This window comes from Variovorax sp. CCNWLW235, from assembly GCF_037204085.1.
GTDB lineage: Bacteria > Pseudomonadota > Gammaproteobacteria > Burkholderiales > Burkholderiaceae_C > Variovorax.
Map to the genome: position 1 here is coordinate 102403 of NZ_JBBCBW010000012.1, position 24119 is coordinate 126521.

General features: G+C 65.4%; 21 protein-coding genes. 12 read left to right on the forward strand and 9 right to left on the reverse strand.

Features of this window, described 5'->3' with window-relative positions; all coding sequences use genetic code 11:
- Nucleotides 1-210: 210 nt before the first annotated feature.
- From V9L21_RS15335 to V9L21_RS15360, 6 genes are read left to right on the forward strand one after another with little or no spacing between them, the layout of a single operon-like run.
- Complete coding sequence (locus tag V9L21_RS15335; protein WP_337313216.1) at nt 211-936, forward strand: ABC transporter ATP-binding protein; 726 nt, start codon at nt 211-213, stop codon at nt 934-936.
- The gene (locus V9L21_RS15340) at nt 923-1660 is read left to right on the forward strand and encodes an ABC transporter ATP-binding protein (RefSeq protein ID WP_337313218.1); all 738 of its coding nucleotides are present in this window, start codon (nt 923-925) and stop codon (nt 1658-1660) included. Before V9L21_RS15335 ends, V9L21_RS15340 begins: the two co-directional genes overlap by 14 nt.
- A complete protein-coding gene (locus V9L21_RS15345; RefSeq protein WP_337313220.1) occupies nt 1660-2529 on the forward strand; it encodes a branched-chain amino acid ABC transporter permease in 870 nt (289 codons plus the stop codon). Before V9L21_RS15340 ends, V9L21_RS15345 begins: the two co-directional genes overlap by 1 nt.
- 1 nt (nt 2530) lies before the next feature.
- Nucleotides 2531-3511, forward strand: coding sequence for a branched-chain amino acid ABC transporter permease (locus tag V9L21_RS15350; protein ID WP_337313221.1), 981 nt, complete (start codon nt 2531-2533; stop codon nt 3509-3511).
- A gap of 42 nt (nt 3512-3553) precedes the next feature.
- The gene (locus V9L21_RS15355; RefSeq protein WP_337313223.1) at nt 3554-4762 is read left to right on the forward strand and encodes an ABC transporter substrate-binding protein; all 1209 of its coding nucleotides are present in this window, start codon (nt 3554-3556) and stop codon (nt 4760-4762) included.
- A 34-nt stretch (nt 4763-4796) separates the two neighbouring features.
- Entirely contained in the window at nt 4797-6263 is a 1467-nt protein-coding gene (locus V9L21_RS15360; protein ID WP_337313226.1) for an aldehyde dehydrogenase family protein, read from the forward strand.
- An 86-nt stretch (nt 6264-6349) separates the two neighbouring features.
- On the opposite strand, the gene V9L21_RS15365 is transcribed toward V9L21_RS15360, so the two are convergent.
- Nucleotides 6350-7411, reverse strand: coding sequence for a molybdopterin-dependent oxidoreductase (locus V9L21_RS15365; RefSeq protein ID WP_337313228.1), 1062 nt, complete (start codon nt 7409-7411; stop codon nt 6350-6352).
- Nucleotides 7404-8444, reverse strand: a complete 1041-nt coding sequence (locus V9L21_RS15370) for a carbon-nitrogen hydrolase family protein (RefSeq protein WP_337313230.1) — start codon at nt 8442-8444, stop codon at nt 7404-7406. The genes V9L21_RS15365 and V9L21_RS15370 overlap by 8 nt, the downstream gene beginning before the upstream one ends.
- Nucleotides 8445-8492: 48 nt before the next feature.
- Here V9L21_RS15370 and V9L21_RS15375 point away from each other — a divergent pair, with 48 nt between their 5' ends.
- From V9L21_RS15375 to V9L21_RS15395, 5 genes are all read left to right on the forward strand, one after another.
- Nucleotides 8493-10025 carry a CmpA/NrtA family ABC transporter substrate-binding protein gene (locus V9L21_RS15375; RefSeq protein WP_337313233.1) on the forward strand — a complete coding sequence of 511 codons (1533 nt, stop codon included), beginning with the start codon at nt 8493-8495 and terminating at the stop codon, nt 10023-10025.
- Nucleotides 10026-10027: 2 nt separating this feature from the next.
- Nucleotides 10028-10879, forward strand: a complete 852-nt coding sequence (gene ntrB, locus V9L21_RS15380; protein WP_337313234.1) for a nitrate ABC transporter permease — start codon at nt 10028-10030, stop codon at nt 10877-10879.
- A gap of 11 nt (nt 10880-10890) precedes the next feature.
- The gene (locus tag V9L21_RS15385) at nt 10891-11733 is read left to right on the forward strand and encodes an ABC transporter ATP-binding protein (protein WP_337313236.1); all 843 of its coding nucleotides are present in this window, start codon (nt 10891-10893) and stop codon (nt 11731-11733) included.
- A 173-nt stretch (nt 11734-11906) separates the two neighbouring features.
- Nucleotides 11907-12848 carry a LysR family transcriptional regulator gene (locus V9L21_RS15390; protein ID WP_337313238.1) on the forward strand — a complete coding sequence of 314 codons (942 nt, stop codon included), beginning with the start codon at nt 11907-11909 and terminating at the stop codon, nt 12846-12848.
- Nucleotides 12849-12982: 134 nt separating this feature from the next.
- On the forward strand, nt 12983-14161 hold the full coding sequence (locus tag V9L21_RS15395; protein WP_337313240.1) for a PLP-dependent transferase: 1179 nt from the start codon (nt 12983-12985) through the stop codon (nt 14159-14161).
- A 119-nt stretch (nt 14162-14280) separates the two neighbouring features.
- Here V9L21_RS15395 and V9L21_RS15400 read toward each other — a convergent pair whose 3' ends face one another.
- The 7 genes from V9L21_RS15400 to mdlC are packed head-to-tail and all read right to left on the reverse strand — an operon-like array spanning nt 14281 to nt 23093.
- Nucleotides 14281-15357 carry a maleylacetate reductase gene (locus V9L21_RS15400; protein ID WP_337313316.1) on the reverse strand — a complete coding sequence of 359 codons (1077 nt, stop codon included), beginning with the start codon at nt 15355-15357 and terminating at the stop codon, nt 14281-14283.
- Nucleotides 15358-15376: 19 nt separating this feature from the next.
- Nucleotides 15377-16225, reverse strand: a complete 849-nt coding sequence (locus V9L21_RS15405; protein ID WP_337313242.1) for an intradiol ring-cleavage dioxygenase — start codon at nt 16223-16225, stop codon at nt 15377-15379.
- A gap of 15 nt (nt 16226-16240) precedes the next feature.
- Nucleotides 16241-17203: a Bug family tripartite tricarboxylate transporter substrate binding protein gene (locus V9L21_RS15410; protein ID WP_337313244.1), complete on the reverse strand. Its 963-nt coding sequence runs from the start codon at nt 17201-17203 to the stop codon at nt 16241-16243.
- Nucleotides 17200-18963, reverse strand: coding sequence for an FAD-dependent oxidoreductase (locus V9L21_RS15415; RefSeq protein WP_337313246.1), 1764 nt, complete (start codon nt 18961-18963; stop codon nt 17200-17202). The genes V9L21_RS15410 and V9L21_RS15415 overlap by 4 nt, the downstream gene beginning before the upstream one ends.
- Nucleotides 18964-18986: 23 nt before the next feature.
- Entirely contained in the window at nt 18987-19952 is a 966-nt protein-coding gene (locus tag V9L21_RS15420; RefSeq protein WP_337313248.1) for a Bug family tripartite tricarboxylate transporter substrate binding protein, read from the reverse strand.
- A 20-nt stretch (nt 19953-19972) separates the two neighbouring features.
- On the reverse strand, nt 19973-21424 hold the full coding sequence (locus tag V9L21_RS15425; RefSeq protein ID WP_337313250.1) for an aldehyde dehydrogenase: 1452 nt from the start codon (nt 21422-21424) through the stop codon (nt 19973-19975).
- 40 nt (nt 21425-21464) lie between these two features.
- A complete protein-coding gene (gene mdlC, locus V9L21_RS15430) occupies nt 21465-23093 on the reverse strand; it encodes a benzoylformate decarboxylase (protein WP_337313252.1) in 1629 nt (542 codons plus the stop codon).
- Between the two features lie 84 nt (nt 23094-23177).
- Here mdlC and V9L21_RS15435 point away from each other — a divergent pair, with 84 nt between their 5' ends.
- Nucleotides 23178-24104, forward strand: a complete 927-nt coding sequence (locus tag V9L21_RS15435) for a LysR family transcriptional regulator (RefSeq protein ID WP_337313254.1) — start codon at nt 23178-23180, stop codon at nt 24102-24104.
- Nucleotides 24105-24119: the final 15 nt, after the last annotated feature.

Sequence of the window (24119 nt, forward strand, 5' to 3'; positions counted from 1 at the left end):
TCATCGACGATGAGATTTGCCCATCCGTCAAATGTCAAAGAGCGAACCCAGATTCGGGATGGAAACCCTAGGGTCGATCTCCTTCTTAACGGCCTAAACTAATCACTGATTAGATTAATGCCCAACCCGGTTGGGCACGCTCCGCGCCAGGTTGCGCAGGTGGTGTGCGAAGAGCCGTAGCTGTTGCCTCTCGGAAAGGATGGCGGACTCGTGTTGAATGTCGAGAAACTTAGTGTTTTCTATGGCGGGGTGAAGGCGCTGAACGAGCTTTCAATGCGCCTCGAACCCTCGCGCATCTATGGCCTCATCGGGCCCAACGGGGCGGGCAAATCCACCGCGATCAACGCCATATCGGGCGCCATCCGGCCCACTGCGGGGAGCATTCGGCTGCGCGACCGAGACCTCACTTCGCAGGTAGCGCACGAGCGCGCGCGTGCGGGCATCGGTCGCACCTTCCAGAATCTCGCGTTGTTCCAGAGCATGACGGTGTACGAAAACATCGCGTGCGGCGCACTGCACGCCAGAGGCGCGGCAGGGGGAGGGGATCCGTTGGGCACGGTGGATGGCCTCATCGAGGAATTCGGTCTAGAAACTGTGCGCGACCACCACACCAAGGCGTTGCCGCTGGGTATTCGCAAGCGGGTGGAGCTTGCGCGCGCCTTTGCGTCCAACCCGAGCGTGCTGCTGCTGGACGAACCGGCGGCCGGACTCACGCCGGAAGATATGGAAGACCTCAAGCGGCGCGTGCAGCGCCTGCGCGATGCAGGCGGCATTGCCCTCATCGTCGAGCACCACATGGGCCTGGTGATGTCGCTGTGCGAACACCTGTACGTGCTGGAGTTCGGCAAGCTGATCGCGTCTGGGTCACCGCAGCAGGTGATCGCCGATCCGCTGGTGCAGGCGGCGTATTTCGGAGTCGAAGATGAAATCCATTGAGGAGGCAGGCACAGTGCTGCTGCGTACGCATGGCCTGCGCGCAGGCTACGGACCGATCGAGGTGATTTCCGATGTGTCGATCGCCGTGAAGACAGGCCGCATCACGGCGCTGTTGGGCGCCAATGGCGCCGGCAAGACCAGCTTGATTCGTGCGCTGTGCGGCATGGTCAAGGCCGAAGGCGAGATCCACCTTGGTGAGCGCAGCATCCGGGGCCTGCGAACCGAGCAGATCGCGCGGCTGGGTGTGGCCCAGGTGCCCGAGGGCCGTGGAACCTTCGCGGACCTGACGGTCGAGGAAAACCTGCGCGTGGGCAGCTTCGCCCGTCGCGCGGCCGCGGGTTTCGACGAGGCGCTCGAGCGTGTCTATGGCTGGCTGCCGCGACTGAAGGAGCGGCGCTGGCAGTTCGCCGGCAGCCTTTCAGGTGGTGAGCAGCAGATGGTGGCCATTGGCCGCGCACTGGTCGCGCAGCCCAAGGTGCTGCTGCTCGATGAACCCACTTTCGGGCTGGCACCGCGCATCGCGATGGAGGTGATCCAGATCCTTCGGAATTTGCAGGCCGAGTCTCCCATGGGCATCTTGCTCGCCGAACAGAACATGGCATTGGCACTGAAGGTCGCCGATGACGGCTATGTCCTGTCGAACGGCCGCGTGCTCGCGGCGGGTACCGCCAGCGCGCTGCGCGAAGACCCGGTCGCGCGGGCAGCGTACCTGGGGGAGGCATGATGGAACAACTGCTTCACCAGATCATTGCGGGGCTGGCCACGGGCTGCGCCTATGCGCTGCTGGCGCTTTCCCTTGTCGTGGTGTACCGCTGCAGCAAGCATGTGAACTTCGCGCAAGGCGAAATGGCCACGCTTTCGGCCTATGGCGCGTTCGCCATGCTGCAGGCGGGCCTGCCGTATTGGGCGGCCTTCGTGGGTGCGCTGGCACTGTCGTTCCTGGGCGGTGCCGCCGTGGAGCGCCTGATCGTCGGCCGGCTGAAGACGGCCTCTCCGCTGGCTACGGTGGCCACGTTCATCGGTTTGTTCATGGCCATCCACAGCCTCACGGGCTATTTCTGGGGCCACGACGTGCGCGATTTTCCCAGTCCGTTCCCCGACATCTCGCTGATGGGTGGCCTCATCTCCGGCCAGCAGTTGGGCGTGATGCTGACAACGGCCTTCCTGCTGGCGGCTCTGTGGGCTTTTTTCCGCTTCACGCGTGTCGGCCTGGCCGTGCGTGCAGCCGCAATGAATCCTGATTCGGCGCAGCTCAGCGGTATTTCCACGCTGCGCATGTTCTCGATGGGTTGGGGCATTGCGGCGATGCTGGGCGCCGTGGCCGCGCTGCTGCTGGCGCCGGTGCTGTACCTGGACCCAACCATGATGAGTGGCGTGCTGATCTACGGCTTTGCGGCGGCTGTGCTGGGCGGCCTCAACAGCGTGCCCGGCGCCGTGGTCGGCGGGCTGGTGCTTGGGGTGCTCGAAAACCTCCTGGGCACTTACGTAGTGGGCTCACAGCTCAAGCTCACGGTCGCACTGATCGCGCTGGTTTCAATCTTGATCTGGCGGCCCCATGGTCTGTTCGGAAAGCCCAGTGCAGAAAGAGTCTGACATGAAGAACAGGACATGGATCTTTGTCGCCGCAGGTGTGGCGGCTGCGGCACTGCCTTTTGCGATCTCCGGTGCATCGGTCTTCCAGTTGACGCAAATGATCGGCATCGCCATCGCCTTGATCGGACTGAATGTGTTCGTGGGCTGGGTGGGCCAGCCTTCGTTGGCGCAGGGTGCGATGTTTGCATTGGGCGCGTACGTCACGGCAATGTCGTGCGGTATCGGCATGCCCTGGTGGCTCGCGCTGCCGGGCTCGGCCGTGGCGGTGGCCGCGTTTGCCTGGCTGCTGGCCGTGCCGTTGCTGCGGCTGAGTCACTCCTACCTGGCGCTGTCGACCTTTGCCCTGGCGCTTGCCATTCCGCAGGTGCTGCGTCATGGCTCGGTGTCGCCGTGGACCGGCGGGGCCACCGGGCTCCAGCTGGAGCGGCCGAAGGCGCCATCGTGGGTGCCTGCCGAACTGGGTTCCGATGCCTGGATGTACTGGATGGCGCTGGCCATCGCGGTGCTGCTGACCGTGGTGCTCGCCAGGGCCTTTGCCGGTCGCAAAGGCCTGGAACTGCGTTCTGTGCGCGACAACCCGATTGCCGCAGCGGCGCACGGTGTGAACGTCGGTCGCGTCAAGGCAACGGCCTTCGCCTTCAGCGGCTTGTGTGCGGCACTCGGCGGCGGCCTGTATGCGTTGAACGTGCAGTACGTCAGTCCCGACAGCTTCGGTGTCTTCCTCTCGCTGACCATGCTGGTGGCACTGGTGGTCGGCGGCCCGGCCTCGACGGTGGGGCCATGGATCGGCGCGGCGTTCATTCTGTATGTGCCGGCCTGGGCAGAGCGCGTCTCCACGGCAGCGCCCTGGGCCATTTTCGGGTTCTCGGTGTTGCTGGTCGTCTTCATTGCCCCCGGCGGCCTGGCCGGTGCCGCCCAAGCGCTGGCGCAGCGCCTGAGCTCGCGGACCACGCCCGCCACACGCCAGCGGGACCCTCATTGAGTCCCGGTCTTCATCGCCTTCAACCACGAAAGGGACTTGCCCATGTCCATGAATCGACGCACCGCACTTGCGGCCTCGGCCGCGGCGCTGAGTTTTCCGCATGCCGTTTTTGCACAGCCCAAGTACGGGCCGGGCACATCCGACAGTGAAATCCGCATCGGCTCCACCATGCCCTTCAGTGGGCCGGTTTCAGGCCTGGGCATGATGGGAAAGGCCGCGCAGGCCTACTTCGAGGAATTGAACGAAGCGGGCGGCATCAACGGCCGCAAGGTCCGGCTGATCCAGTACGACGACGCATACAACCCCGGCAAGGCACTGGAGCTCACGCGGCGCCTGGTGGAAAGCGAGAACGTGGCGCTGATCTACCAGACGCTGGGAACCCCCAACAACAACGCGATCCACCGCTACCTCAACGAGCGCAAAGTGCCGCAGCTGCTCGTCAACAGCGGCGCGAACAAGTGGGTGGACGCCAAGGTTGCCCCCTTTGTCGTTCCGGGCGCGCCATCCTATTCCGCCGAAGGGCGTGCGTATGCACGCTGGCTTCTGGACAACAAGCCCAATGCGAAGATCGCGGTGCTGCGCCAGAACGACGACTTCGGCAAGGACTACCTGGACGCCATCAAGCGCGCGCTGGGTGAACGGGCCAAGGCCATGGTCGTGGCCGAGAACACCTACGAGGTAACGGACGCAACCGTGGACTCGCAGGTCGTGGGCCTGAAGAGTACGAATGCCGACGTGTTCTTTGTGCTGTGCAACGGCAAGTTCGCGGTTCAGGCGCTGCGCAAGGCGCACGACATCGGCTGGAAGCCCCAGGTGTTCTTGCCCCTGGGCAGTTCGTCCATCCAGGCCATCATGCGACCGGCCGGCGCCGACAAGGTGGTGGGAGCCATCACCATCGCTGTGGCCAAGTCGCCTTCCGATTCGCAGTGGAACAAGGATCCCGCAATCGTCGAACTGCGGGAGTTCGCGAAGAAGCGCCTGAGCGGCCATGATCCCAATGATCAGTTGATCGCATCCGGCTACAACAGCGCTCAGATCCTGCGCGAAATACTGCGGCGAAGCGGCGATGACCTCACGCGCGAGAACATCATGAAGCAGGCGCTGAATCTCAAGGGTTTTCGCACACCCATCATGCTGCCCGGCGTGCAGCTGAGCACCCAGCCGAACCAGCACGAGCTCTACGAAAAGCTGTGGCTGCAGCGCTTCGACGGCGAGACCTGGAAACCCTTCGGTGAACCCCTGGCCGTGTAAGCGGCCCTTCTTCTGCCTGACCCCGGATTCAGCGATGTCCACACCCACCCCTCAACTGCCTCCCCTGAAACTGTTCATCAACGGTGAATGGGTCGACGCCCAATCGGGCGCGACTCTGAGCACCGTCAATCCCGCAACCGGCCAGCCCATCGCCCAGGTGGCCTCGGCCGACGCGCGGGATGTCGACTCGGCCGTGCGCAGCGCGCGTGCTGCCTTTGAAAAGGGCCCCTGGGCCAAGGCACCGCCGATGGCCCGATCACGCGTGCTCACGCGCATCGCCGACATGATCGAGGCCCGCGGCGAGGAACTTGCCGCACTTGAATCCCTGGACAACGGCAAGCCCGTGTCGGCCGCTCGCATGGCGGACATACCCTCCGCCGCCAATGTGTTCCGCTACATGGCGGGCTGGGCCACGCGGATGGAAGGGGAGCAGCTTCCGCTGGCGGGCCGCCCCCAGAGCCAGTTCCTTGCCTACACCCAGCGCGACCCCATCGGCGTGGTTGGCCAGATCGTGCCCTGGAACTTCCCCTTGTTGATGGCGGCGTGGAAGGTTGCGCCGGCCCTGGCTTTCGGTTGTGCGTCCATTCTCAAGCCTGCCGAGCAGACGCCGCTGACCGCTGCGGCGCTGGTGGCCATCGCGCACGAGGCCGGCGTGCCACCCGGGCAGCTCAACCTGATCCAAGGCCTGGGCCACACGTCGGGCGCCGCCATCGTGGCGCACCCTGACGTCGACAAGATCGCGTTCACGGGGTCCACCGAGGTCGGCAAGATGATCGTGCGCTCGGGCTCCGATACGCTCAAGCGCATTTCGTTGGAACTGGGCGGCAAGTCACCCGTCATCGTCATGGCCGACGCGGATCTGGATGCCGCTGTGAAGGGCGCAGCACATGCGATCTTCTTCAACCAGGGGCAGGTCTGCACGGCCGGTTCGCGCCTGTACGTGCATGAGTCGATCTATGGCAAATTCGTGGAGCGGCTTGCGGCCGTGGCGTCAGCGCTCAAGATCGGGCCCGGCCTTGATCCCGACACGCAGATCGGCCCGCTGGTGTCCGATGAGCAATTGCAGCGTGTAGCCGGCTACGTTGCCATTGGCAGGAAGGAGGGCGCCGGTGTCGCGGTCGGCGGCGAGGCGGTCGGCGGGCCAGGCTACTTCTATCGGCCAACCATTCTCACGGATGTGCGGCAGTCGATGCGGGTCGTACAGGAGGAGATCTTCGGCCCGGTCCTGGTCGCTACGCGCTTCAGGGAAGTGGATGAGGTAGTGGCCCACGCCAACAACAGCGTATATGGGCTGGCCGCCAGCATCTGGACGCGAGACGTCTCGCGCGCACACGCGGTGGCCCGTGCCGTGCAAGCCGGCACGGTGTGGATCAACTGCCACCACGTGATGGACGCAGCGATGCCCTTCGGCGGCTACAAACAATCGGGCTGGGGGCGAGAGATGGGATCTGCCGCGCTGGAGATGTACACCGAGTCAAAAGCCGTTTGTATCCAGCTCTGAAAATGCGGGCCAATCGGCATTACCGCCTCGCCGTCCTTGGCCAGTCGATGGAAATCGTGTTTTCTTCGGCGCAATGTTTGTGCAAATTACGTCTTTGAGGTCGCCGATAGAACCCGACGGATCTGGACGGAATGTGCCGCGCTTCGTGTTCCGCCGAACGGCTGCATCGATCCATCGGCGTCCCGGGCTCTCGCGACGATGCTCACCAAGCCGGGCGTTCGCGGCAGCGCAAGCGTCGCCGCGAACTGCTGCCACTCGAATTCCCGGCGCGGCCGGACCTCGGCCTCAAGCCATGTCGCCTCGCCATCAGCGCTGAGTGCCACGCCGCCGATCCCGTTGTTGCTCCAGGCCCAACCCTTGACTTCCACATCATCTGTGGAGATGGTGTCGCCGGGTGCCGGATGGGTGATCATCGAATTGGGCTCGACAGCCCACACCGGCTCTCGAACGACTTCGCCTTCGTGTTCCTTGTCGCGGTTGTACCAGAGGGTAGTGAAAGGGGAGTCCGCACGCTTGCCTTGGACCGACAGCCGGCAGAGCCATTTCGTCATGTTGGTGCCGAACCAGCCTGGAACCACCAGGCGAACCGGGCCGCCCCGCTCGCGCGTCAGGGGTGCGCCATTCATCTCGTAAGCCACGAGCACCTCATGAGACAGCGCCTTCGAGAGCGGCAGATCCTTGCGATACCGATTCATCGTGCGGCCACCGAACTCGCCGCTGTCCAGGCCGTCCGACCAGACATGGGTGGCACCCGGCCCGAGTTGCGCTTGCTCGAGCAGCACAGCCAGCGGCACGCCGGTCCAGCGGACGTTGCCTACGCGCCAGAGGTTGCGGTCGGCCGGTACCAGTGGGCTACCGAAGCACTCGTGAAAGGCTGTGACTGAGACGGAAGGCAGCCGCCTGAGATCGTCCAGCCCGATCGAAAAAGGCTTGCGGACGAGCCCGTCCACTTGCAGCCGCCAGCGCTTGGCGTCGACTTCGACGGAGCCCATGTGGATGGTCTCGAAGAGCTGTGCATCGGAGGTGATGAAGTCGCGCAGCGCCGCAGGGGCGGGTGGCGGCTTCAGATGGAATCCGGGAGACTGGCCAATGACCACCGAACGTTCCGCGCCTTCAGGCAGCGGTGGCAGGAAAGCCGAGCTATTCATCCAGCACCCCGGCGGTCACCTCGTCGTCGAGCAGCCGCGGAAACTGCGGATCGGACGGCCCCGACCACACGACCGGCTCGTGGCGGCGGCGTTCAACACCCAGAGAGAAGACGTCGAACCGGTTGTAGTAGCCCACCACGTCATGGAACTGCTTCGGCTCGATGCACTTGTTGAGGTCGAACTCGGCGTAGGCGATCCCTTCCTCGTTCTGGAGCGTGTCGCCGATCTGGGTACCGGTCGGGTCCACGAACATCGACACGCCGCGCGGCGTGCCGTCGACCACTTCCGCCACTGCCGGATCGCGATCCACCAGGACGTCGCGCATCGCCTTGTCCATGAAGCTCGCGCAGATGATTCCGAACGCCTTGGCTTCGAACGAATGGGCGGACGCCCGAATGCGGTTTGCCGCTACGTTGTCGAAGTTTCCGCCTCCGGACGGCCTGCGCGTGGGCCACATCGGCGGCCAGCTGGAGACATGAATCTGCTCCGCCTGCGCCATGAGCGAGAAGCGTGCGAGCGGGTTGGTGTTCTCGCCGCAGATCAAGCCGCCGATGCGCCCGAAACGCGTGTCGGCAACTCGCAGTCCCTGTCCGTCTCCCGCCGCCCAGACCAGTTTCTCGTAGAAGGTCGGCACCAGCTTGCGATGATGGTTGAGCAACTCGCCCGTCTCGCCGATCAGGATGTTCGAGTTCCAGATGCAGCCGGCGCTCACGGTGCTGCGTTCGCTGATGCCCATCGACACGCACACGCCAAAGCGCTTGGCGGCTGCGGCAATCAAGGCCACCTCGGGCCCCGGCACGTAGACGCTGTTCTCGACCATGGCCTCGAACAGATCGTGGTTGTAGATGGGCGCCCACAGGGCCGCCCAGACGGGGAACGCCGGAATGTAGGTTTCGGGGAACGCGATCACCTGCGCGCCATGAAGGGCGGCCTCCTTGATGATGGACACGGCCTTTTCGGTCGTGGCGGTCTTGTCGAGCAGCACCGGCGCTGCGTGGGCGGCGGCAACCTTCACCCGGGGCAATGAACTCATGTCAGGTACTCGCTGTGCGTTGCTGAGGCCCACAGGATAGTTGCCGGCATGGCCGCGGAAGTACCCGAAAAACGCAACCGCAGGTGCGTTTTTGCCGGCTCCTCGAGTCGATGCAGGATCTGCGCACAGAGGGTTGCGAATTTCCCGGCGGCTATTTGCACGGAACATGCTCACTATTGCCATGTCGCGGACCTGGTCCGCTCAATCCAGCCTGGAGGCCCCATGGACCCATCGCACGAGTATGTTCGCCTTTCCCGCACCGGCCCCTGCGCATGCGGCAGTACCCACAGTGACGATGAGGAGTGCCTCGCGGAGAACGCGCCCGCGAATTCCGGCGACGCGCTGGCCGGCGCCATGGCCCAGGGCATGCTGCACGGCCTCTTTCCCGAGCGCGGCCTGCGCCGAGCCTTCGTCAAGACGCTGGGGAGGGCGGGGGCGCTGGCCGCACTCACGGCGCTCACGCCGCTGACCCAGCTTGCCGCCGTCGCGCAGGAGCGCAACAAGGGTGCGCCGGAGAAGAAGCGGCTCGCCGTGGGATTCCTGCCCATCACCTGCGCGACGCCGCTGATCTATGCGGAGCAGCTCGGGCTTTTTCCGCGCGAGGGCCTGGAACTGAGCCTGCAAAAAATCGCCGGAATCGCGCTGATTCGAGACAAGATGGTCAACGGGGAACTGGACATCTCCCAGCAGGTGATGCCCGTTGCGCTGGCCATGTCCGCCGGCATCGGCGGCGCTCCCATTCCGGCCCGCGTGTTGACCGTGCTCAACCAGAACGGCAACTCGCTGGTCCTTGCGATGAAGCACAAGGACAACCGCGACCCGAAGAACTGGAAGGGATTCAAGTTTGCAGTGCCGTTCGAGCAATCGCACCAGATGCTCCAGCTGCGCCACTATCTCGCGTCGGCGGGGCTGGATGCGGACCGGGACGTCTCCTACCGCGTCGTTCCTCCGTCCGAGTATGTTTCCAACCTCCGGGTCGGCAACATCGACGGCTTCTTCGGCGGCGAACCGGGCGGCCAACGCGCCGTGTACGAAGGTGCGGGCTTCATTCACCTGGTTTCGAGCGAGATCTGGCCGGAGCATCCTTGCTGCTCGGTGACCGCAACCGAGGCCTGGATCAAGGCTCATCCCAACAGCTTCATGGCCGCATACCGCGCGATCATCGCGGCGAGCCTGCATGTGTCCGAGCCTGCCAACCGCACGGGAATGGCCAAGATCCTTGCACAGCCGCAATATCTCAACCAACCCGAAACCGTCGTGGACCAGGTCCTCACCGGCAGGTATGCCGATGGCCTGGGCAACGTGAAGACGCTGCCGCGCCGCATCGACTTCCAGCCTTTCCCGCACTACTCGAGCGCGGTGTGGCTTCTGACCCAGATGCGCCGATGGAACATGATCAAGGAGGACCTGGACTACAAAGGCCTTGCCCGACAGGTGATGCTGGCCACCGATGCAAAGCGCCTCATCGAGGAGCGCGGCGGCAGGGCGCCCGAGGTCGGGTTCCGCAAGGAAACCATTCTGGGCAAGAGCTTCGACTCCGACCACCCCGCCGAATACCTGAAGTCGCTGGGCAGGGCCTGACCATGCAGAGTGCGATCTCGAATTCACGCTCCTGGCTGGCCACCTTGGCAATCGGCCTGCTCTTGCTGGCCGCCTGGCAGATGCTCGCCTCCAACGGGGGCGGCAGCGCGCCGGCCGAGCTTTCAGACTACGACAAGCTGATGGGCAAGAGCCCCGGCGCGTCGGTGGAGCGCTCGGCCATTCCGACGCCCGTCGACGTGTTCAAGCGCGCCGGCGAACTGTTCGCGGATCCATTCCGCCGCAACGGCGAGAACGACCTGGGCATTGCCTGGCACCTGCTTGACTCGCTCAGGCGCGTGTTCACCGGCTACGCCCTGGCCGTGCTGGTCGGCGTTCCGTTGGGCTTCTTGCTGGGACTGGTTCCATGGCTCGGCCAGGCGCTGAATCCCTTCATCCAGCTGCTGCGGCCCGTCTCGCCCATGGCTTGGATGCCGCTCGCGCTCTACACGCTGAAGGACAGCGGCGCCTCGGCGATCTTCATCATCTTCATCTGTTCGATCTGGCCCATCCTGATCAATACCCTGTACAGCACAGCGAGCGTGCGCCAGGACTGGACCAATGTCGGCCGCGTGATCGGACTCACGCCCATGGAGCGCGCGCGCAAGATCGTCTTTCCGGCGGCGGTTCCCATGATCCTCACGGGCATGCGCATTTCGATCGGCATCGCGTGGCTGGTGATCGTGGCGGCGGAAATGGTGGTGGGCCAGAGCGGTATCGGCTTCTTCGTCTGGAACGAATGGAACAACCTGCAGATCTCCAGCATCATCGTCGCCATCGTGATGATCGGCATCGTCGGCCTGGTGCTCGACCAGTTGCTCGGCGCATTGATGAAGCAGCTGAGCTTCCGCGAATGAAAGGGCAGACCATGTTGCGGCCAGCTTTCTCAACCGTTTCGACAGCCTCGACCGCCACGCCCGGATTTCTGCGCGTTTGCGGTGTGCGGCAGACCTTCAGCACCCCCAAGGGCGACTTTCCGGCACTCAGCGAGATCAACCTGGAAATCCGCAGAGGCGAGTTCGTTGCGCTGATCGGCCATTCCGGCTGCGGCAAATCCACGCTGCTCAATCTTCTTGCCGGGCTGGCATCGCCGAGTGCGGGAACCGTCTCATGCGACGGGGAGGTCATCCGCGGACCGGGCCCCCGGCGCGCGATGGTGTTCCAGAACCATTCTCTTTTGCCGTGGCTCAGCTGCTTCGACAACGTGCGCATGGCCGTGCGCAGCGTGTTTCGTGCCGAGTCTGCTTCCGCCATCGATCAACGCACCGGGGCGGCGCTCGAGATGGTCGGCCTGGCGCATGCCGCGCACAAGAAGCCCAGCGAAATCTCCGGGGGCATGAAGCAGCGCGTCGGCATTGCCCGGGCACTGTCGATGGAACCGCAGGTCCTGCTGATGGACGAGCCTTTCGGTGCGCTCGACGCGCTCACGCGCGCCAGGTTGCAGGACGAGCTGCTCGGCATCGTCGAGAAAACGAAAAGCACGGTGGTCATGGTCACGCACGACGTGGACGAGGCAGTGCTCCTCGCGGACCGCATCGTCATGATGACCAACGGGCCCGCGGCACGCATCGGGGAGATCTTGGACGTGCCCATTGCGCGCCCGCGCGATCGCGTCAGCCTGGCGACCGACCCGACCTATGCGGAGTGCAGGCGTGCACTGATGGACTTTCTATATCGGCGCCAGGCGCATGTGGAGCAGCCTACGGGCTGAGTTCACCCAGGGGACTCTTCATATAGGGTCACTGCGCCGGGACTGGGAAGCGGCCGCGCCCGGCCGCACGGTCCCCGGTATTGCGCATCGGGGACCGAAGTGCTATCAAGGAACCACGGGCCGATCAAGCCCGAAGGATCAAGATTGCACACGACGATGCACAAGAAGGCCGCATGACGACCAAGAAGGTACCCCTCGCCAACCTCGATTGGGACGATGTGCGCCTGTTCCTGCATATCAACCGTACGGGGAGTCTCTCCCAGGCGGCCAGGCAGCTCCGCATCGATCACTCCACGGTCAGCCGCCGGCTTTCGCAGTTGGAACTCTGCTTGGGCGGCCCGCTTTTCGAACGCCACCGCGCAGGACTCAGACCCACTGAGCTGGCGCACGTTCTCGCGCTGCAGGCCGAGAACATGGAGCGCGCCGTCCTGTCGCTGCAGGAGGAGCTCGGTGGAACCGACACGGAGCCATCGGGCAGCGTGCGGATTGCCATGATGGAGGGGATCGGCACCACCTTCGTGACGCGCCACCTCGAGCCGCTGTTGCGCAAGCACCCCAAGCTGCGCGTGGAACTGGTGACGTCTTCCTCCATCGTCAACGTGAGCCGCAGGGAAGCCGACGTTTTTGTCAGCTTCTTCAAGCCGATCGGCCAAGGCCTGGCGTGCGAGCCAGCGGGTTCGTTCGCGTTGTACCTTTATGGCTCGCTGAGCTATATCGAGAACTATGGGGTGCCGGCGAGCCTGTCCGAGCTTCCCAAGCATCAGTTCGTTGGGTATCTGGACGACCTGATCCAACTTGACGCAGTGCGCTGGCTCGATGAGCTGGTTGCAAGGCCTCCGATGAGCTTCCAATCGAACAGCATGCTGGCGCAGATGGCCGCGGCAGCGTCCGGGCTAGGCCTGGTGCTGCTTCCCAAGTTCTCCGTGGTGAAGGAGGACACGCTGGTGCCGGTGCTTGCCGATACGGCGAAGGTGACGCGGACGCTCTGGGTCAGCGTGCACCATGACCTTCAGTACTCGGCCCGCATCCGCGCAGTCACCGACTATCTTCATCGGCTCTTCGAGTCGAAGCAACAATGGCTCAACGGCCCCGCCGATGCGCAGCCGCGCGGCTAGCCGACATGCGCACGTGAGAACGCCTTGCCGCATCGGCGCAACCCGATGTGCGGTTTTGCCCAGGGGGCGACACAGGCGGCAGCTTGATGTTCCGATACATTGAAGCTCCTGATCCTGCACAAGAGCTCTCCGCCATGTCTCAAGACATCAGCACCCAACTGATTCACCACGCCTACGTCCCACCGACCGGTTACCAGGCGGTTCCTCCGGGTGTGTTCAAGGGCTCGACGGTGTTGTTCCCCAACGCGGCAACGGTGCGCGAACGTGCCAGGGCATTTGGCCACCGCGACGGATACAGCTACGGCCTCTACGGCACGCCGACGACGTACACCCTTGAACAGCGTCTGTGCACGCTCGAAGGCGGTCGGCACTGCCTGCTCAGCCCGAGCGGGCAGGCGGCCATCGCCCTGGTCAACCTCGGCTTGCTGTCGACCGGCGACGAGGTACTTCTGCCCACCAACGTCTACGGCCCCTCGCTGCGCCATGCACGCGCGACACTCTCGCAACTGGGCATCACCCATCAGTGCTACAACCCCCTGGACGTTGCCGATCTGCAGGCCAAGCTCAGCGTGCGCACCAAGCTCGTCTGGGTCGAGGCGCCAGGATCGATCACCATGGAATTCCCGGACCTTCGCACATTGGTGGCAACGGCCAAGAACGCCGGCGCAATTGTCGGGCTCGACAACACCTGGGGGGCGGGCATCGCCTTCGCGCCTTTCGAGACGGGCGTGGACATCAGCGTTCATGCGCTGACCAAGTACCCCTCGGGCGGCGCCGATGTCCTGATGGGCTCGATCGTCACGAACGACGACAAACTGCATGACAAGCTCCGAGTCGCCTACCTGGACTTGGGCATGGGCGTAGGCGCCAATGATGCAGAACTGGTGCTACGGGGATTGGCGTCCATCAAGGCTCGCTACGACCTGCACGACGCCACGGCCCGGGCGCTCGCCTCATGGTTGGCCAGGCAAAAGGGAATTCGCCAGGTCCTGCACCCGGCGCTGGAATCTTGTCCCGGGCACGAACATTGGGCGACGCACTGCAGCGCAGCCGCCGGCCTTTTCTCGGTGCTCATCGACGGGTCCCATACCCTCGCACAAGTCGATGCCTTCTGCGACCGTCTGCAATTGTTCGGCATTGGCCTGTCATGGGGCGGCCCCATGAGTCTGGTCATGCCCTATGACATGGGAAGCATCCGCAGTGGCAAGCAGAGCTATGCCGGGCATCTGCTCCGGTTCTCGATTGGGCTGGAGAGCGCGGACGATCTGCGAGAAGATCTGGCGCAGGCCTTGTCCGGGGCATTGGCTGTATAGACACGCGCGACGCAATTGGCTTTTGTCCGGCGCATCGGGCGCGGGAGCGTTGGGCGGGGAAATAGAAACGTTGACGTTTTTATCTCCATGGGTCTACAGCGACTTGGCTGCCGCCATTCCTATTCGGGTCGGATACCGTCGAAAGCGTTCTGCAGCAGTTGCCTGATTTCGCCGCGTTGTGCCGGTCCTGCCTTCCGCGGGTTCCAGTAGGGGCTGTTCACGGCGAGATCTGCAGCGCGGTCGAGGTCGGTCTCCTTCATGCCGAGATCACGCAGCGCCACCGGCGCGCCGTTGTCTCGTGCCAGGTCGAAAAGGCCGGCCGCGGCGCTGCACGGCTCTGCCGACCCGAGTGCGCGCTCGATGCGGGATATGGCTCCAGGCTCGGTCTGCGAGTTGAAGGCAATGGCCTGAGGCAGCACTACCGTGTGCACCTCGGCATGCGGCAGGTTGAAGCTACCGCCCAGGGTGTGGCACAGCTTGTGGTGCAGCGCCATGCCCACGCTGCCAAGTACCGTACCGCACAGCCACGCACCGTACAGCGCGTCTGCGCGGGCATCGACATCGCCGCTGCGCTGGCGGATGGCCGGCAACGCCCTGGCGAGGGCGCGAATGCCTTCCTCGGCCATCAGGCTCATCACAGGATTGCCGTCGCGCGCATACAGGCCTTCGGCCGCGTGTGCAATCGCATTCAGGCCGCTCGTCACGCTCAAGGAAACCGGCAGCGTCAGCGTCAACTCCGGGTCGTAAATTACGGTGCGGGGCAGCACGCGCGCGTCCTTGCCGGTCTTCTTCAAGCCGCTCTCGGTGATGCCGTAGATCGGCGTCATCTCGCTGCCCGCATAGGTCGTGGGGATCGCAAGAATCGGCAAGCCGGATTCCAGCGAGATGGCCTTGCCCAAACCGGTGGTCGAGCCACCGCCGATGGCAACTGCGCAGTCGGCGCCCAGCCGGCGCGCTTCGTCTCGGGCCTCGCGCGCGGTCTCAATGGGCACATGCATGACTGCGCGCGCAAAAATGCCCGCGGCGCGAGCGCCGAGACGCTCGGCAACCATCTGCGCCTGCCCCTGCTGCTCGTGCGTGCACAGCACCAGCGCACGGCGCGCTCCGAGGATCTCGATCTCGCGCTCCAGGTGCGCCAGGGAGCCGGCGCCGAACACCACCCGCGAGGGCTGGCCGTTGTAGACGAAGTCCTTCATGCTCGGCATTGGTAGGATGTCAGGCATTCGCAGCAATCTGTTGGGCGGGCTTCAGCACGAAGTCGTACTCGACGAGGTAGGAGCCATCCGGCTGCTGCTTCCAATCGGCGATCAGCGACTGGCGCACGCCGAACACCGCATCCGAATCCAGGTAGCGGTCGTCGCTGCGGAACACGTGCGTGATCAGCTTCTCGTAGCCGTCGGCCTCGATCAGGAAGTGCAGGTGCGCGGGCCGCCAGGGATGCCGGCCGGTCGCTTTCAGGAGATCGCCCACGGGGCCATCGTGCGGAATGGCGTAGGGAACGGCCAGGATCGAGCGGAAGTGGTAGCGGCCCTCGCCGTCGGCGTGCACGATGCCGCGCGCCTGCGCATGGTCGATATCCGGATGCTGCACGTCGTACAGGCCGTCTTCGTCCGATTGCCACACGTCCATGCGGGCGTTGCCGACCGGCTCGCCGCCGATGCCGCGCACCGTGCCGCGCACCAGGCACGGAACGCCGGGCGCACCGTTGGAGATGTCCGCGCCGAGTTCGTAGCAGGGCGCGCCTTCCACGTGGAACGGGCCGAAGACGGTCGCCTCGGTGCATCCGGCAGGCTTGTCATTGTTCTGCGCCACCGTCAGCATCGACAGGCCCAACACGTCCGACAGGAGGATGAACTCCTGTCGCTTGTCGTCGGTGATGTGGCCGCAGCGGGTCAGGAACTCGATGCCCCTGAACCATTCTTCTTCGGTCAGCTCCACCTCGCGTGCAAAAGCATGCAGGTGCTGCACCAGACTGTCCATGATGCGCTTGAACCGCGGGTCCGGCGCCTCTGCCTGCCGCGCAAGCACGGCGTCTGTGATGGTGTGATGGTTCAGGTTGCGCATGATGGTTACTTTCCTTCAGTCCAGCTGCAGTTGGGTCCGCTGCGCGACCGTACCCCACTTGGCAAAGTCTTCCTGACTGCGCCGTTGCGCTTCCTGGGTGCTGTAGCCCTCCACACGCAGGTCCATCTCCGCCAAGCGCGCTTTGACGGCCGGAGCCTGGAGCGCGGCACGCACGTCGCCCTGGATCTTTTCGACGGTAGCGGCTGGCAAGCTCGACGGCGCGGCCAGGGTCTCGAAGAAGGTGGCATCGAAGCCCGGATGTCCGCTCTCGGCAACTGTCGGAACCCCGGGCAGCAGGCCCGATCTTTCCTTTCCGGAGACGGCAATCGCGCGCAGCCGGCCGCTCTGAACATGCGGCAGGACGACGGAGGAGACGATGAAGCCGCAGTCCACATGGCCGCCCATCACGTCCTGCGCGGCAGGGCCGGGCCCTTTGTAGGGCACATGGGTGAGCTTGGTTCCGGTGGTGGCCAGCAGCATCTCCATGGCCATGTGGCTTGGCGTGCCCGCGCCGCCGGAGGCATACAGCCGCGTGGAAGGCAACTGGATGAACTTTGCGAGCGTCGGGACTTCGGCGGCTGGATTGCACACCAGCAACTGGTTGAAGCTCGCGAAGTAGGTGACGGGTTTGAGCGACGCCCTCGGATCGAAGCCCAGCTTCTTGTACAGATGGGGATTGATGGTGAGGATCGTGTCGGGTCCAACGAGCAGGGTGTGGCCGTCCTTGGCTTGCGCGACTTCCCCGGCGGCCAGGTTGCCTCCGGCGCCTGTCTTGTTCTCGATGATGACCGGCTGGTTCCAGGCGGCCTGAAGCGCTGGCTGTATCAACCGCGCGATCACGTCGCCCGGAGTGCCCGGCGGAAAGGCCGCCACCAGTCGGACCGGCCTGGTTGGCCAAGCCTGCGCAAATGCCGAAGGAGCGATTGCCAAGGCCGTCGCCAGGACGGTGAGGCGAAGAAGCGGGGTGCTGGCTTTCATGACAGAGTTCCTCTCGCCGCATCGACGGAGATTGTTGTTGAGGGTGTCGAGATGGCGTGAGGTAGTGCGGGGCAAGGCCGGGCCGTGACGCGAGACAGCACACCGGCTGCATCGTTCGCAGTTGCACCGCGCCATGCCACGATCTGGTCCGGCCGGATCAGCGCAAGCGGCGCTTCATAGAGTTCGCGCAGGAATGGCTGCGCCAGCCGCACGACACGCAGGTCCATTTCAAGATTCCACGCCGCGGCTTCGAAGGCCTGGGTAGCGGGGGAATCGGGCCCCAAGGCCAGCAATGTCCACTCGGCGTGAAAGAGGTCGAACAGCGAGCGGCCGTCGTCGAGCCACGCGTGTGGCGGCCGGCCGCCCGGACTGGCGGTGGGTGTGTAGGCATTCGGCTCGTCCGGGGGCAGCACGGCCCCGTCGCCGAAGATGATCGGCGAACCGTCGTAGCGCCCGCCGAAGGTCACGCCCGGAATATTGAATTCGAGCCGGGCATGCGCATCGAAGTGCTCGCCCGCAAGCTTGCGCTCGGCGTCGCCCCGCGGGGAGGTTTCTTCCAGTTCGGGCTTTGCCGCGAAGAGCCCCACCGAGTCGGCGAACTTGCGCGCGTAGCCCGTGTTGCGCTCGGCCAGCGGCCTGCGCTCGGCCTCGTAGCTGTCGAGCAGCGCTAGCGGTGCCTGGCCGCGGATCACGCTCGCGAGCTTCCAGCCCAGGTTGACCGCGTCTTCGACGGCCGTGTTGTAGCCCAGCCCGCCGGTGGGCGTGAACAGGTGTGCCGCATCGCCCGCAATGAAGACCCGGCCCTTGTGGAAGCGCTGTGCCACCAGCGCGTGCCCCGCGAGCCAGGTGCCCATGGAGAGAATCTCGACAGGCACTTCGGCGCCCACCGCCTCTGCGAAGACGCGGCGCGCATCGACCTCGGTCCAACCGTCGGCGTCTTCGCCGGGGCGCAGCGCCGCATGGAAGGCGTACTCCGATACGCCGTCCACCGAGGCCATGAAGGCACGCCTTTCGTGGTTGACGGCCACGTACATCCAGGCCTTGGACGATTGCAGCGCATCGAGGAACCGGGGCGCGCGCAGGTAGATGGCGAACATCTTGCCGCCCATGAACTCGCGCTGGATGCCGCTCACGCCGCCCCATTCGATGCCCAACTGTTGGCGAACCAGACTGCGCGCGCCGTCGGCACCGATCAGGAACTTTGCAACAACCTCCTGCGCAGGGCCGCCTTCGCTCGGCCGCACCGTGGCACTCACCGATCCACCGTCGTCGCTGAACCGCTCCAGCCGCCAGCCGTAGCGCACATCCGCGGAAGGCCAGCCCTGAGCGTGGCGGCGCAGGGCTTGCTCGACGAATTTCTGCGACACGCGATGCGGCAGCTCGGCGGCGCTCCAGGACCCCGTCATCGTCTTGACCTTGACCGCGGCCTCGGCGGCTGTGGGCAAGCTGATGCGTGCCAGCTCATGTCCGGCGAAGCGTGTGAAGTAGGCAATGTCCGTCGGATGATCGGCGGGCAGGCCCAGCGCGCGGATCTCGTGCGCGAAGCCAAGGCGGCGGAAGTGCTCCATCGTGCGGGCCTGTGTCGCGTTGGCCTGCGGGTTGAAGGCCGTGCCCGGCTTGGCGTCGACCAGCAGGCAGCGGATGCCGCGGCGGCCGAGTTCGTTGGCGAGCATCAGCCCGCAAGGGCCGCCGCCGGCGATCAGCACATCCGTGGCGATGAGGGGAGGCTGGCCGGCTGCAGGCCGGGGCGTGGCGGTCATCGGCTGTCTTTCTTCTTCATGCATCAGTCGGCGCGGATGCCGCGCTCCCGGATCACGGCGCCCAACCGCTTGAAGTCGGCCGCGCCCTTGTCGCCGAAGGCCGCGGGCGTGAGAGGCTCCGGCACGTTGCCGAGGGTTTCGATGGTTGCCCTGACAGCCGGCAGGGCGAGCGCGCGGTTTACCTCGGCATTGATCCGCTGGACCACGGCCGGCCGCGTGCCGGCAGGCGCGTAGAGGCCGAACACCGCATCGGCGTCGAAGCCCTTGAGCCCGAGTTCGTCGAGCGTCGGTACTTCGGGCATCTGCGGCGCGCGCTTGAGGCTTGCGACCGCCAGCATGCGCAGCTTGCCGGTCTTGACGTGCTGGATGCTGATGCCGGGATCGAACAGGAAGTCGATCTGGCCGCCCAGCAGGTCGGTCAGCGCGGGCGCCGCGCCGCGGTAGGGCACATGGATGGCCGTGGTGCCTGTCTGGCCCGTCATCATTTCCGCCGCAAGGTGAGGCGAGCTCCCGTTGCCGGGCGATCCGAACGAGCGCTTGCCGGGGTTCGCCTTGAGGTCGGCGACCAGGCCCTTGAAGTCCTTGACCGGGCTGTCGGCACGAACCACCAGGTAGAAGGGCACGCGTGCAACGGATGCGACCGGGACGAGATCCTTCGCAGGGTCGAACGACATCTTTGCGTAGATGTGCGGATTGATCGACACCATGCCGCCGGAACTCATCAGGAAGGTATAGCCATCGGCAGACGACCTGGCGACGAATTCGCCGCCCAGGTTGCCGCCCGCGCCGCCCTTGTTCTCGACGACCACCGGCTGGCCGAGGGCTTCCTGCAGCGGTGCACTGATCACGCGGGCCAGCTGGTCGGCCGCGCCGCCGGGCGCGAAGTTGGCGACGATCTTGATCGGCTGCCGGGGCCAGTCCTGGGCGTGGGCGTTGCCGCACGGGCCGAGGCCGAGCGCCAGCGCCGCGGTTGCAAGCAGGGATTTCATGAGTTGTCTCCTGCTTTTCATCAGAACGGATAGTGGCGTTCGGTGGTCTGCACCGTGAGCCAGCGCAACTCGGTGAAGGCGTCGATGCCGGCCTTGCCGCCGAAGCGGCCGTAGCCCGAGTCCTTCACGCCGCCGAAGGGCATCTGCGCCTCGTCGTGCACGGTGGGGCCGTTCACGTGGCAGATGCCGGAGTCGATGCGGTTGGCCACATCCCAGGCACGTGCGATGTCGCGCCCGAACACCGCTGCGGACAGACCGTAAGGGTTGTCGTTGGCCACGCGCACCGCTTCGTCGACACCGTTTACACGCACCACCGGCTTCACGGGACCGAAGCTCTCTTCGTGGTAGATGCGCATTTGCGGCGTCACGTGGTCGAGCAGCGTCGCGGGCATCAAGGTGCTGTCGGCCTTGCCGCCGCATACGAGCTTCGCGCCCTTGGCGAGCGCATCGTCGATCAGCGCGTTGCAGCGCTCGACGGTGCTCGCATCGACGACCGATCCCAGCACCACCGGTCCGTTGCGCGGATCGCCCAGCGGCAGTTGCACGGCCTTGGCTGCGAGCTTCTCGACGAAGGCGTCTGCGATCTTGCGGTCGACGATGATGCGCTCGGTGCTCATGCAGATCTGTCCGCTGTTGGCGAAGGCGCCGAAGGCCGCGCCGTTGACGGCGGCGTCGAGGTCGGCATCGTCCAGCACCACCAGCGGAGCCTTGCCGCCAAGCTCGAGCACCGCCGGTTTCAGGTACTTCGCGCAGGTCTGCGCGATCAACCTGCCGACGCGGGTGGAGCCGGTGAAGTTCACCCGCCGCAGGGCCGGATGGGACACGATCGCTTCAACCACCTCGGCTGCATCGGCCGGCGCATTGGTCACGAAGTTGACGACGCCCGGCGGAAAACCTGCATCCTTGAATGCTTCGACGATCAGGCCGTGCGTGGCCGGGCTGAGTTCCGAGCCCTTGAACACCACCGTGTTGCCGCAGGCCAGCGGCGTGGCAATCGCACGCACGCCGAGGATCACCGGTGCGTTCCAAGGCGCAATGCCCAGCACCACGCCAGCCGGGCGGCGCAGGCCCATGGCCAGGCTGCCGGGCACGTCGGAGGGAATGACCTCACCGCTGATCTGGGTCGTCAGGCCGGCCGCTTCCTGCAGCATGCCGGCGGCCAGGTGCACGTTGAAACCGGCCCACGGGGCGCCGGCACCGGTCTCGGATGCCATGGCATCCGTCAGGGCCTGGGCCTTGGCTTCAATGGCCTGCGCGGCCTTCAGCAGCAACGCCCTGCGTTCGCCCGGGCCGGTGCGCGACCAGGCCGGAAAGGCGGCGGCTGCTGCTTCCACCGCTGCCACCGCATCGGCCTTAGTGGCGGCCGGCGCAACGGTCGCTACTGCGCCATCGAGCGGATTGCGCCGCTCGAAGGTGGCCCCGTCTGCGGCCTGCCGGCTCTCGCCGTTGATCAACATCGATATCGTGCCCATCGTCTTGTCTCCTTGTAGATTTGGAAAAGCAAAAAAACCGTCAGGCCACTTCGATCTCGACCAGCATCGGAGCGGTCGATTGCAGCGCCTGGTGCAACGCGGCACGCAGTTGCTCCGCGGCGTCGACGCGCAGCCCCTTCATGCCTTGCGCGCCAGCCAGCGCGACGAAATCGAGGTCGGGCAGGTCGGTGCCCGGAACATGCGCGTCGGGCCGGTAGCCGAAGATGCGCGCGAACTCATACAACGCGGCGTAGCGACGGTTCTTCAGGATCAGCACCGTGACCGGGAGCGCCAGTTGGGCAGCGCTCCACAGCGCCTGGATGGCGTACATCGCAGAGCCGTCGCCCACCAAAGCAATGACCCGCGCGCCCGGTTTGCCAAGTGCCACGCCTACTGCGGCCGGCAGGCCGTAGCCCAGGCCGCCGCTGCACATGGTGTAGAAGGTTTCCGACTCGAAGACCGGCAGGTGGCCATGCATCACGGGCCGTGCGCTCGGTGCTTCCTCAACCAGGATGCTGCCCCGCGCGCGCACGTCGGCCAGCGTCTGCAGGACCCACGCAACCGGCAGGCGTTCGCCGGGCTCGGGGTCTGCAACGCGCGGCGGCCGCACGTGGGCAGGTGGTGCCGGACGACTGCTCGGCGTGCTGCACTCGAGCAGGTCGAGCAATCCCAGGCGGATGCTGCCGACCACGGAGGTTCCTGTCGGCGCCCAGGCTGCGACCTGAGGATCGTCCGTGAGCTGCACCAGCTCCGTCCCTTCGGGCAGGTGCGGGCCATGGCCCGGGACATGGTAGGTGAACGCCGGCGCGCCAAGCGCAAATACGAGGTCGTGGCCGGCGAGCCGTTCGACGATGCGCTCGCGCATCGGTGGCAGGAAGCCTCCCCACAGGGGGTGATCTTCCGGAAAGCTGCATCGGCCCGACATGGGCGCGACATACACACGGGCGTTGTGCCGCTCGGCCAGTTCAACCGCTTCCTTCCAGGCCTCGTCGCGATCGACCGCGGCACCGACCACGAAGGCGGGGGAGCGGGCGCCATCGAGGGCTGCGGCAATGCGCGCGAGAAGGTCGGGGTCCGTACGCACATGGCGGCTGACCTCCCGTGCATCGACGGGCAGGGTCTGAACGTCCCAGTCGTCCGACGGGATCGAGACCAGCACCGGGCCGCGCGGCGGCGTCATCGCGATGTAGTAGGCCCGCGCAATCGCAAGCGGAACGTCCTCGGCCCGCGCCGGCTCGACGCTCCATTTGACGTAAGGCCTCGGCAGTTCGGGCGCCTGCGTGGAGCCCAGAAAGGGTTCGAAGGGCAAGATCGAGCGCGCCTGCTGGCCGGCCGTGATCACCAGCGGCGTGCGGTTGCGGAACGCCGTGAAGATGTTGCCCATTGCATGGCCAACCCCTGCCGCGGAATGCAGGTTGATGAACGCCGCGTTGTGCGTGGCCTGCGCGTAGCCGTCCGCCATGCCCACGACCACGGACTCCTGCAGTCCGAGTACGTAGCGGAAGTCTTCCGGAAAGTCGATGAACATGGGCAGTTCCGTCGACCCCGGGTTGCCGAACACACTGGTCATGCCCAATGCGCGCAGCAGCCTGAAAACCGCGTCCCGCACGGTCAGGGTGCTGCTGGCCGGGAAGGGCGCTTGCGCGGGAAGTTCGACCTGTCGATCCATGAATGCTCCTAGATGAGGTCCGCAGTTTTGCGCTTCATCCGGTATTCATCAATACAATGAAATGTCTAGAACAAAATAAGCTGTATGCATACTGAAAAGCTGGACATGAACCTGCTTCGGCTGTTCGAGGCGGTGTACCGCCTCGGCAGCGTCAGCCATGCCGCCGATGCGCTGGGGCTGTCGCAACCGGCTGCCAGCCAAGGCCTGACGCGATTGCGGCTCGCGCTCGGCGATGCGCTCTTCGTGCGCGCCAACGGGCGCATGCGCCCGACGCTGCGCGCGGAGCGGCTGGCAAGCGTCGTTCAGCCGGCCGTGGCCGCCATCGAGGATGTGCTGCGGGACGAAGACACCTTCGACCCGTCTCGCTCGCGAATGACCGTTCGGCTGCATATGAACGACATCGGCGAGGCCCGGCTGCTGCCGGAGCTGATGGAAGCCTTGCACCGCCAGGCACCCGGCATACGGGTGCACACGACTCCGCTGCCGCACGGGGAGATCACCGATGCCCTCGAAACCGGAGCCATCCATTTCGCACTCGGGTTTTTGCCCTCGGTCAGCGGAACGGAGCGCGTCGAACTGCTGCGCGATCGCTACGCGGTGGTGGTTCGGGCGGGGCATCCGATGGCCAAGGCTTCGAAGGCGTCGGATGTCCGCATGACAATCCAGGACCTGCGGCGGCTGGAGTACGTGGCCGTGCGCTCGCACTCGGAGACCTTCCGCATCCTGCAGCAGCTCGGACTCGATGGAAGGCTGGTGCTCAACTCGGCGCATTTTCTTGCGCTGCCGGCGATCATTGCGCGCACCGATTTCGCTGTCGTCATGCCGCAGGCCATCGCGCGCAGGTTCATCGAGCCGAAGCGCTATGCGGTGCTTCCGGCGGAGCTTCCCCGCAGCGCCTTCACCGTGTCGCTGCACTGGAGCCGCAGGTTCGAGTCGGATCCCGCGCACCATTGGATGCGGAATCTCTTCATCGGTCTTTTCAAAGACAACGCGCGCGCTGATCGTCTATAGCGGCTGCTGTCCGGC

Bases quoted from the DNA above. Each gene is read 5' to 3' on its own strand.
- V9L21_RS15390 (WP_337313238.1), top strand. From the start codon at position 11,907: ATGACGACCAAGAAGGTACCCCTCGCCAACCTCGATTGGGACGATGTG.
- V9L21_RS15385 (WP_337313236.1), top strand. From the start codon at position 10,891: ATGTTGCGGCCAGCTTTCTCAACCGTTTCGACAGCCTCGACCGCCACG.
- V9L21_RS15350 (WP_337313221.1), top strand. From the start codon at position 2,531: ATGAAGAACAGGACATGGATCTTTGTCGCCGCAGGTGTGGCGGCTGCG.
- V9L21_RS15395 (WP_337313240.1), top strand. From the start codon at position 12,983: ATGTCTCAAGACATCAGCACCCAACTGATTCACCACGCCTACGTCCCA.
- V9L21_RS15355 (WP_337313223.1), top strand. From the start codon at position 3,554: ATGTCCATGAATCGACGCACCGCACTTGCGGCCTCGGCCGCGGCGCTG.
- V9L21_RS15370 (WP_337313230.1), bottom strand. From the start codon at position 8,444: ATGAGTTCATTGCCCCGGGTGAAGGTTGCCGCCGCCCACGCAGCGCCG.
- V9L21_RS15410 (WP_337313244.1), bottom strand. From the start codon at position 17,203: ATGAAAGCCAGCACCCCGCTTCTTCGCCTCACCGTCCTGGCGACGGCC.
- V9L21_RS15345 (WP_337313220.1), top strand. From the start codon at position 1,660: ATGGAACAACTGCTTCACCAGATCATTGCGGGGCTGGCCACGGGCTGC.
- V9L21_RS15415 (WP_337313246.1), bottom strand. From the start codon at position 18,963: ATGACCGCCACGCCCCGGCCTGCAGCCGGCCAGCCTCCCCTCATCGCC.
- V9L21_RS15340 (WP_337313218.1), top strand. From the start codon at position 923: ATGAAATCCATTGAGGAGGCAGGCACAGTGCTGCTGCGTACGCATGGC.
- V9L21_RS15400 (WP_337313316.1), bottom strand. From the start codon at position 15,357: ATGAAGGACTTCGTCTACAACGGCCAGCCCTCGCGGGTGGTGTTCGGC.
- ntrB (WP_337313234.1), top strand. From the start codon at position 10,028: ATGCAGAGTGCGATCTCGAATTCACGCTCCTGGCTGGCCACCTTGGCA.
- V9L21_RS15405 (WP_337313242.1), bottom strand. From the start codon at position 16,225: ATGCGCAACCTGAACCATCACACCATCACAGACGCCGTGCTTGCGCGG.
- V9L21_RS15425 (WP_337313250.1), bottom strand. From the start codon at position 21,424: ATGGGCACGATATCGATGTTGATCAACGGCGAGAGCCGGCAGGCCGCA.
- mdlC (WP_337313252.1), bottom strand. From the start codon at position 23,093: ATGGATCGACAGGTCGAACTTCCCGCGCAAGCGCCCTTCCCGGCCAGC.
- V9L21_RS15365 (WP_337313228.1), bottom strand. From the start codon at position 7,411: ATGAATAGCTCGGCTTTCCTGCCACCGCTGCCTGAAGGCGCGGAACGT.
- V9L21_RS15375 (WP_337313233.1), top strand. From the start codon at position 8,493: ATGGCCGCGGAAGTACCCGAAAAACGCAACCGCAGGTGCGTTTTTGCC.
- V9L21_RS15420 (WP_337313248.1), bottom strand. From the start codon at position 19,952: ATGAAATCCCTGCTTGCAACCGCGGCGCTGGCGCTCGGCCTCGGCCCG.
- V9L21_RS15360 (WP_337313226.1), top strand. From the start codon at position 4,797: ATGTCCACACCCACCCCTCAACTGCCTCCCCTGAAACTGTTCATCAAC.
- V9L21_RS15435 (WP_337313254.1), top strand. From the start codon at position 23,178: ATGCATACTGAAAAGCTGGACATGAACCTGCTTCGGCTGTTCGAGGCG.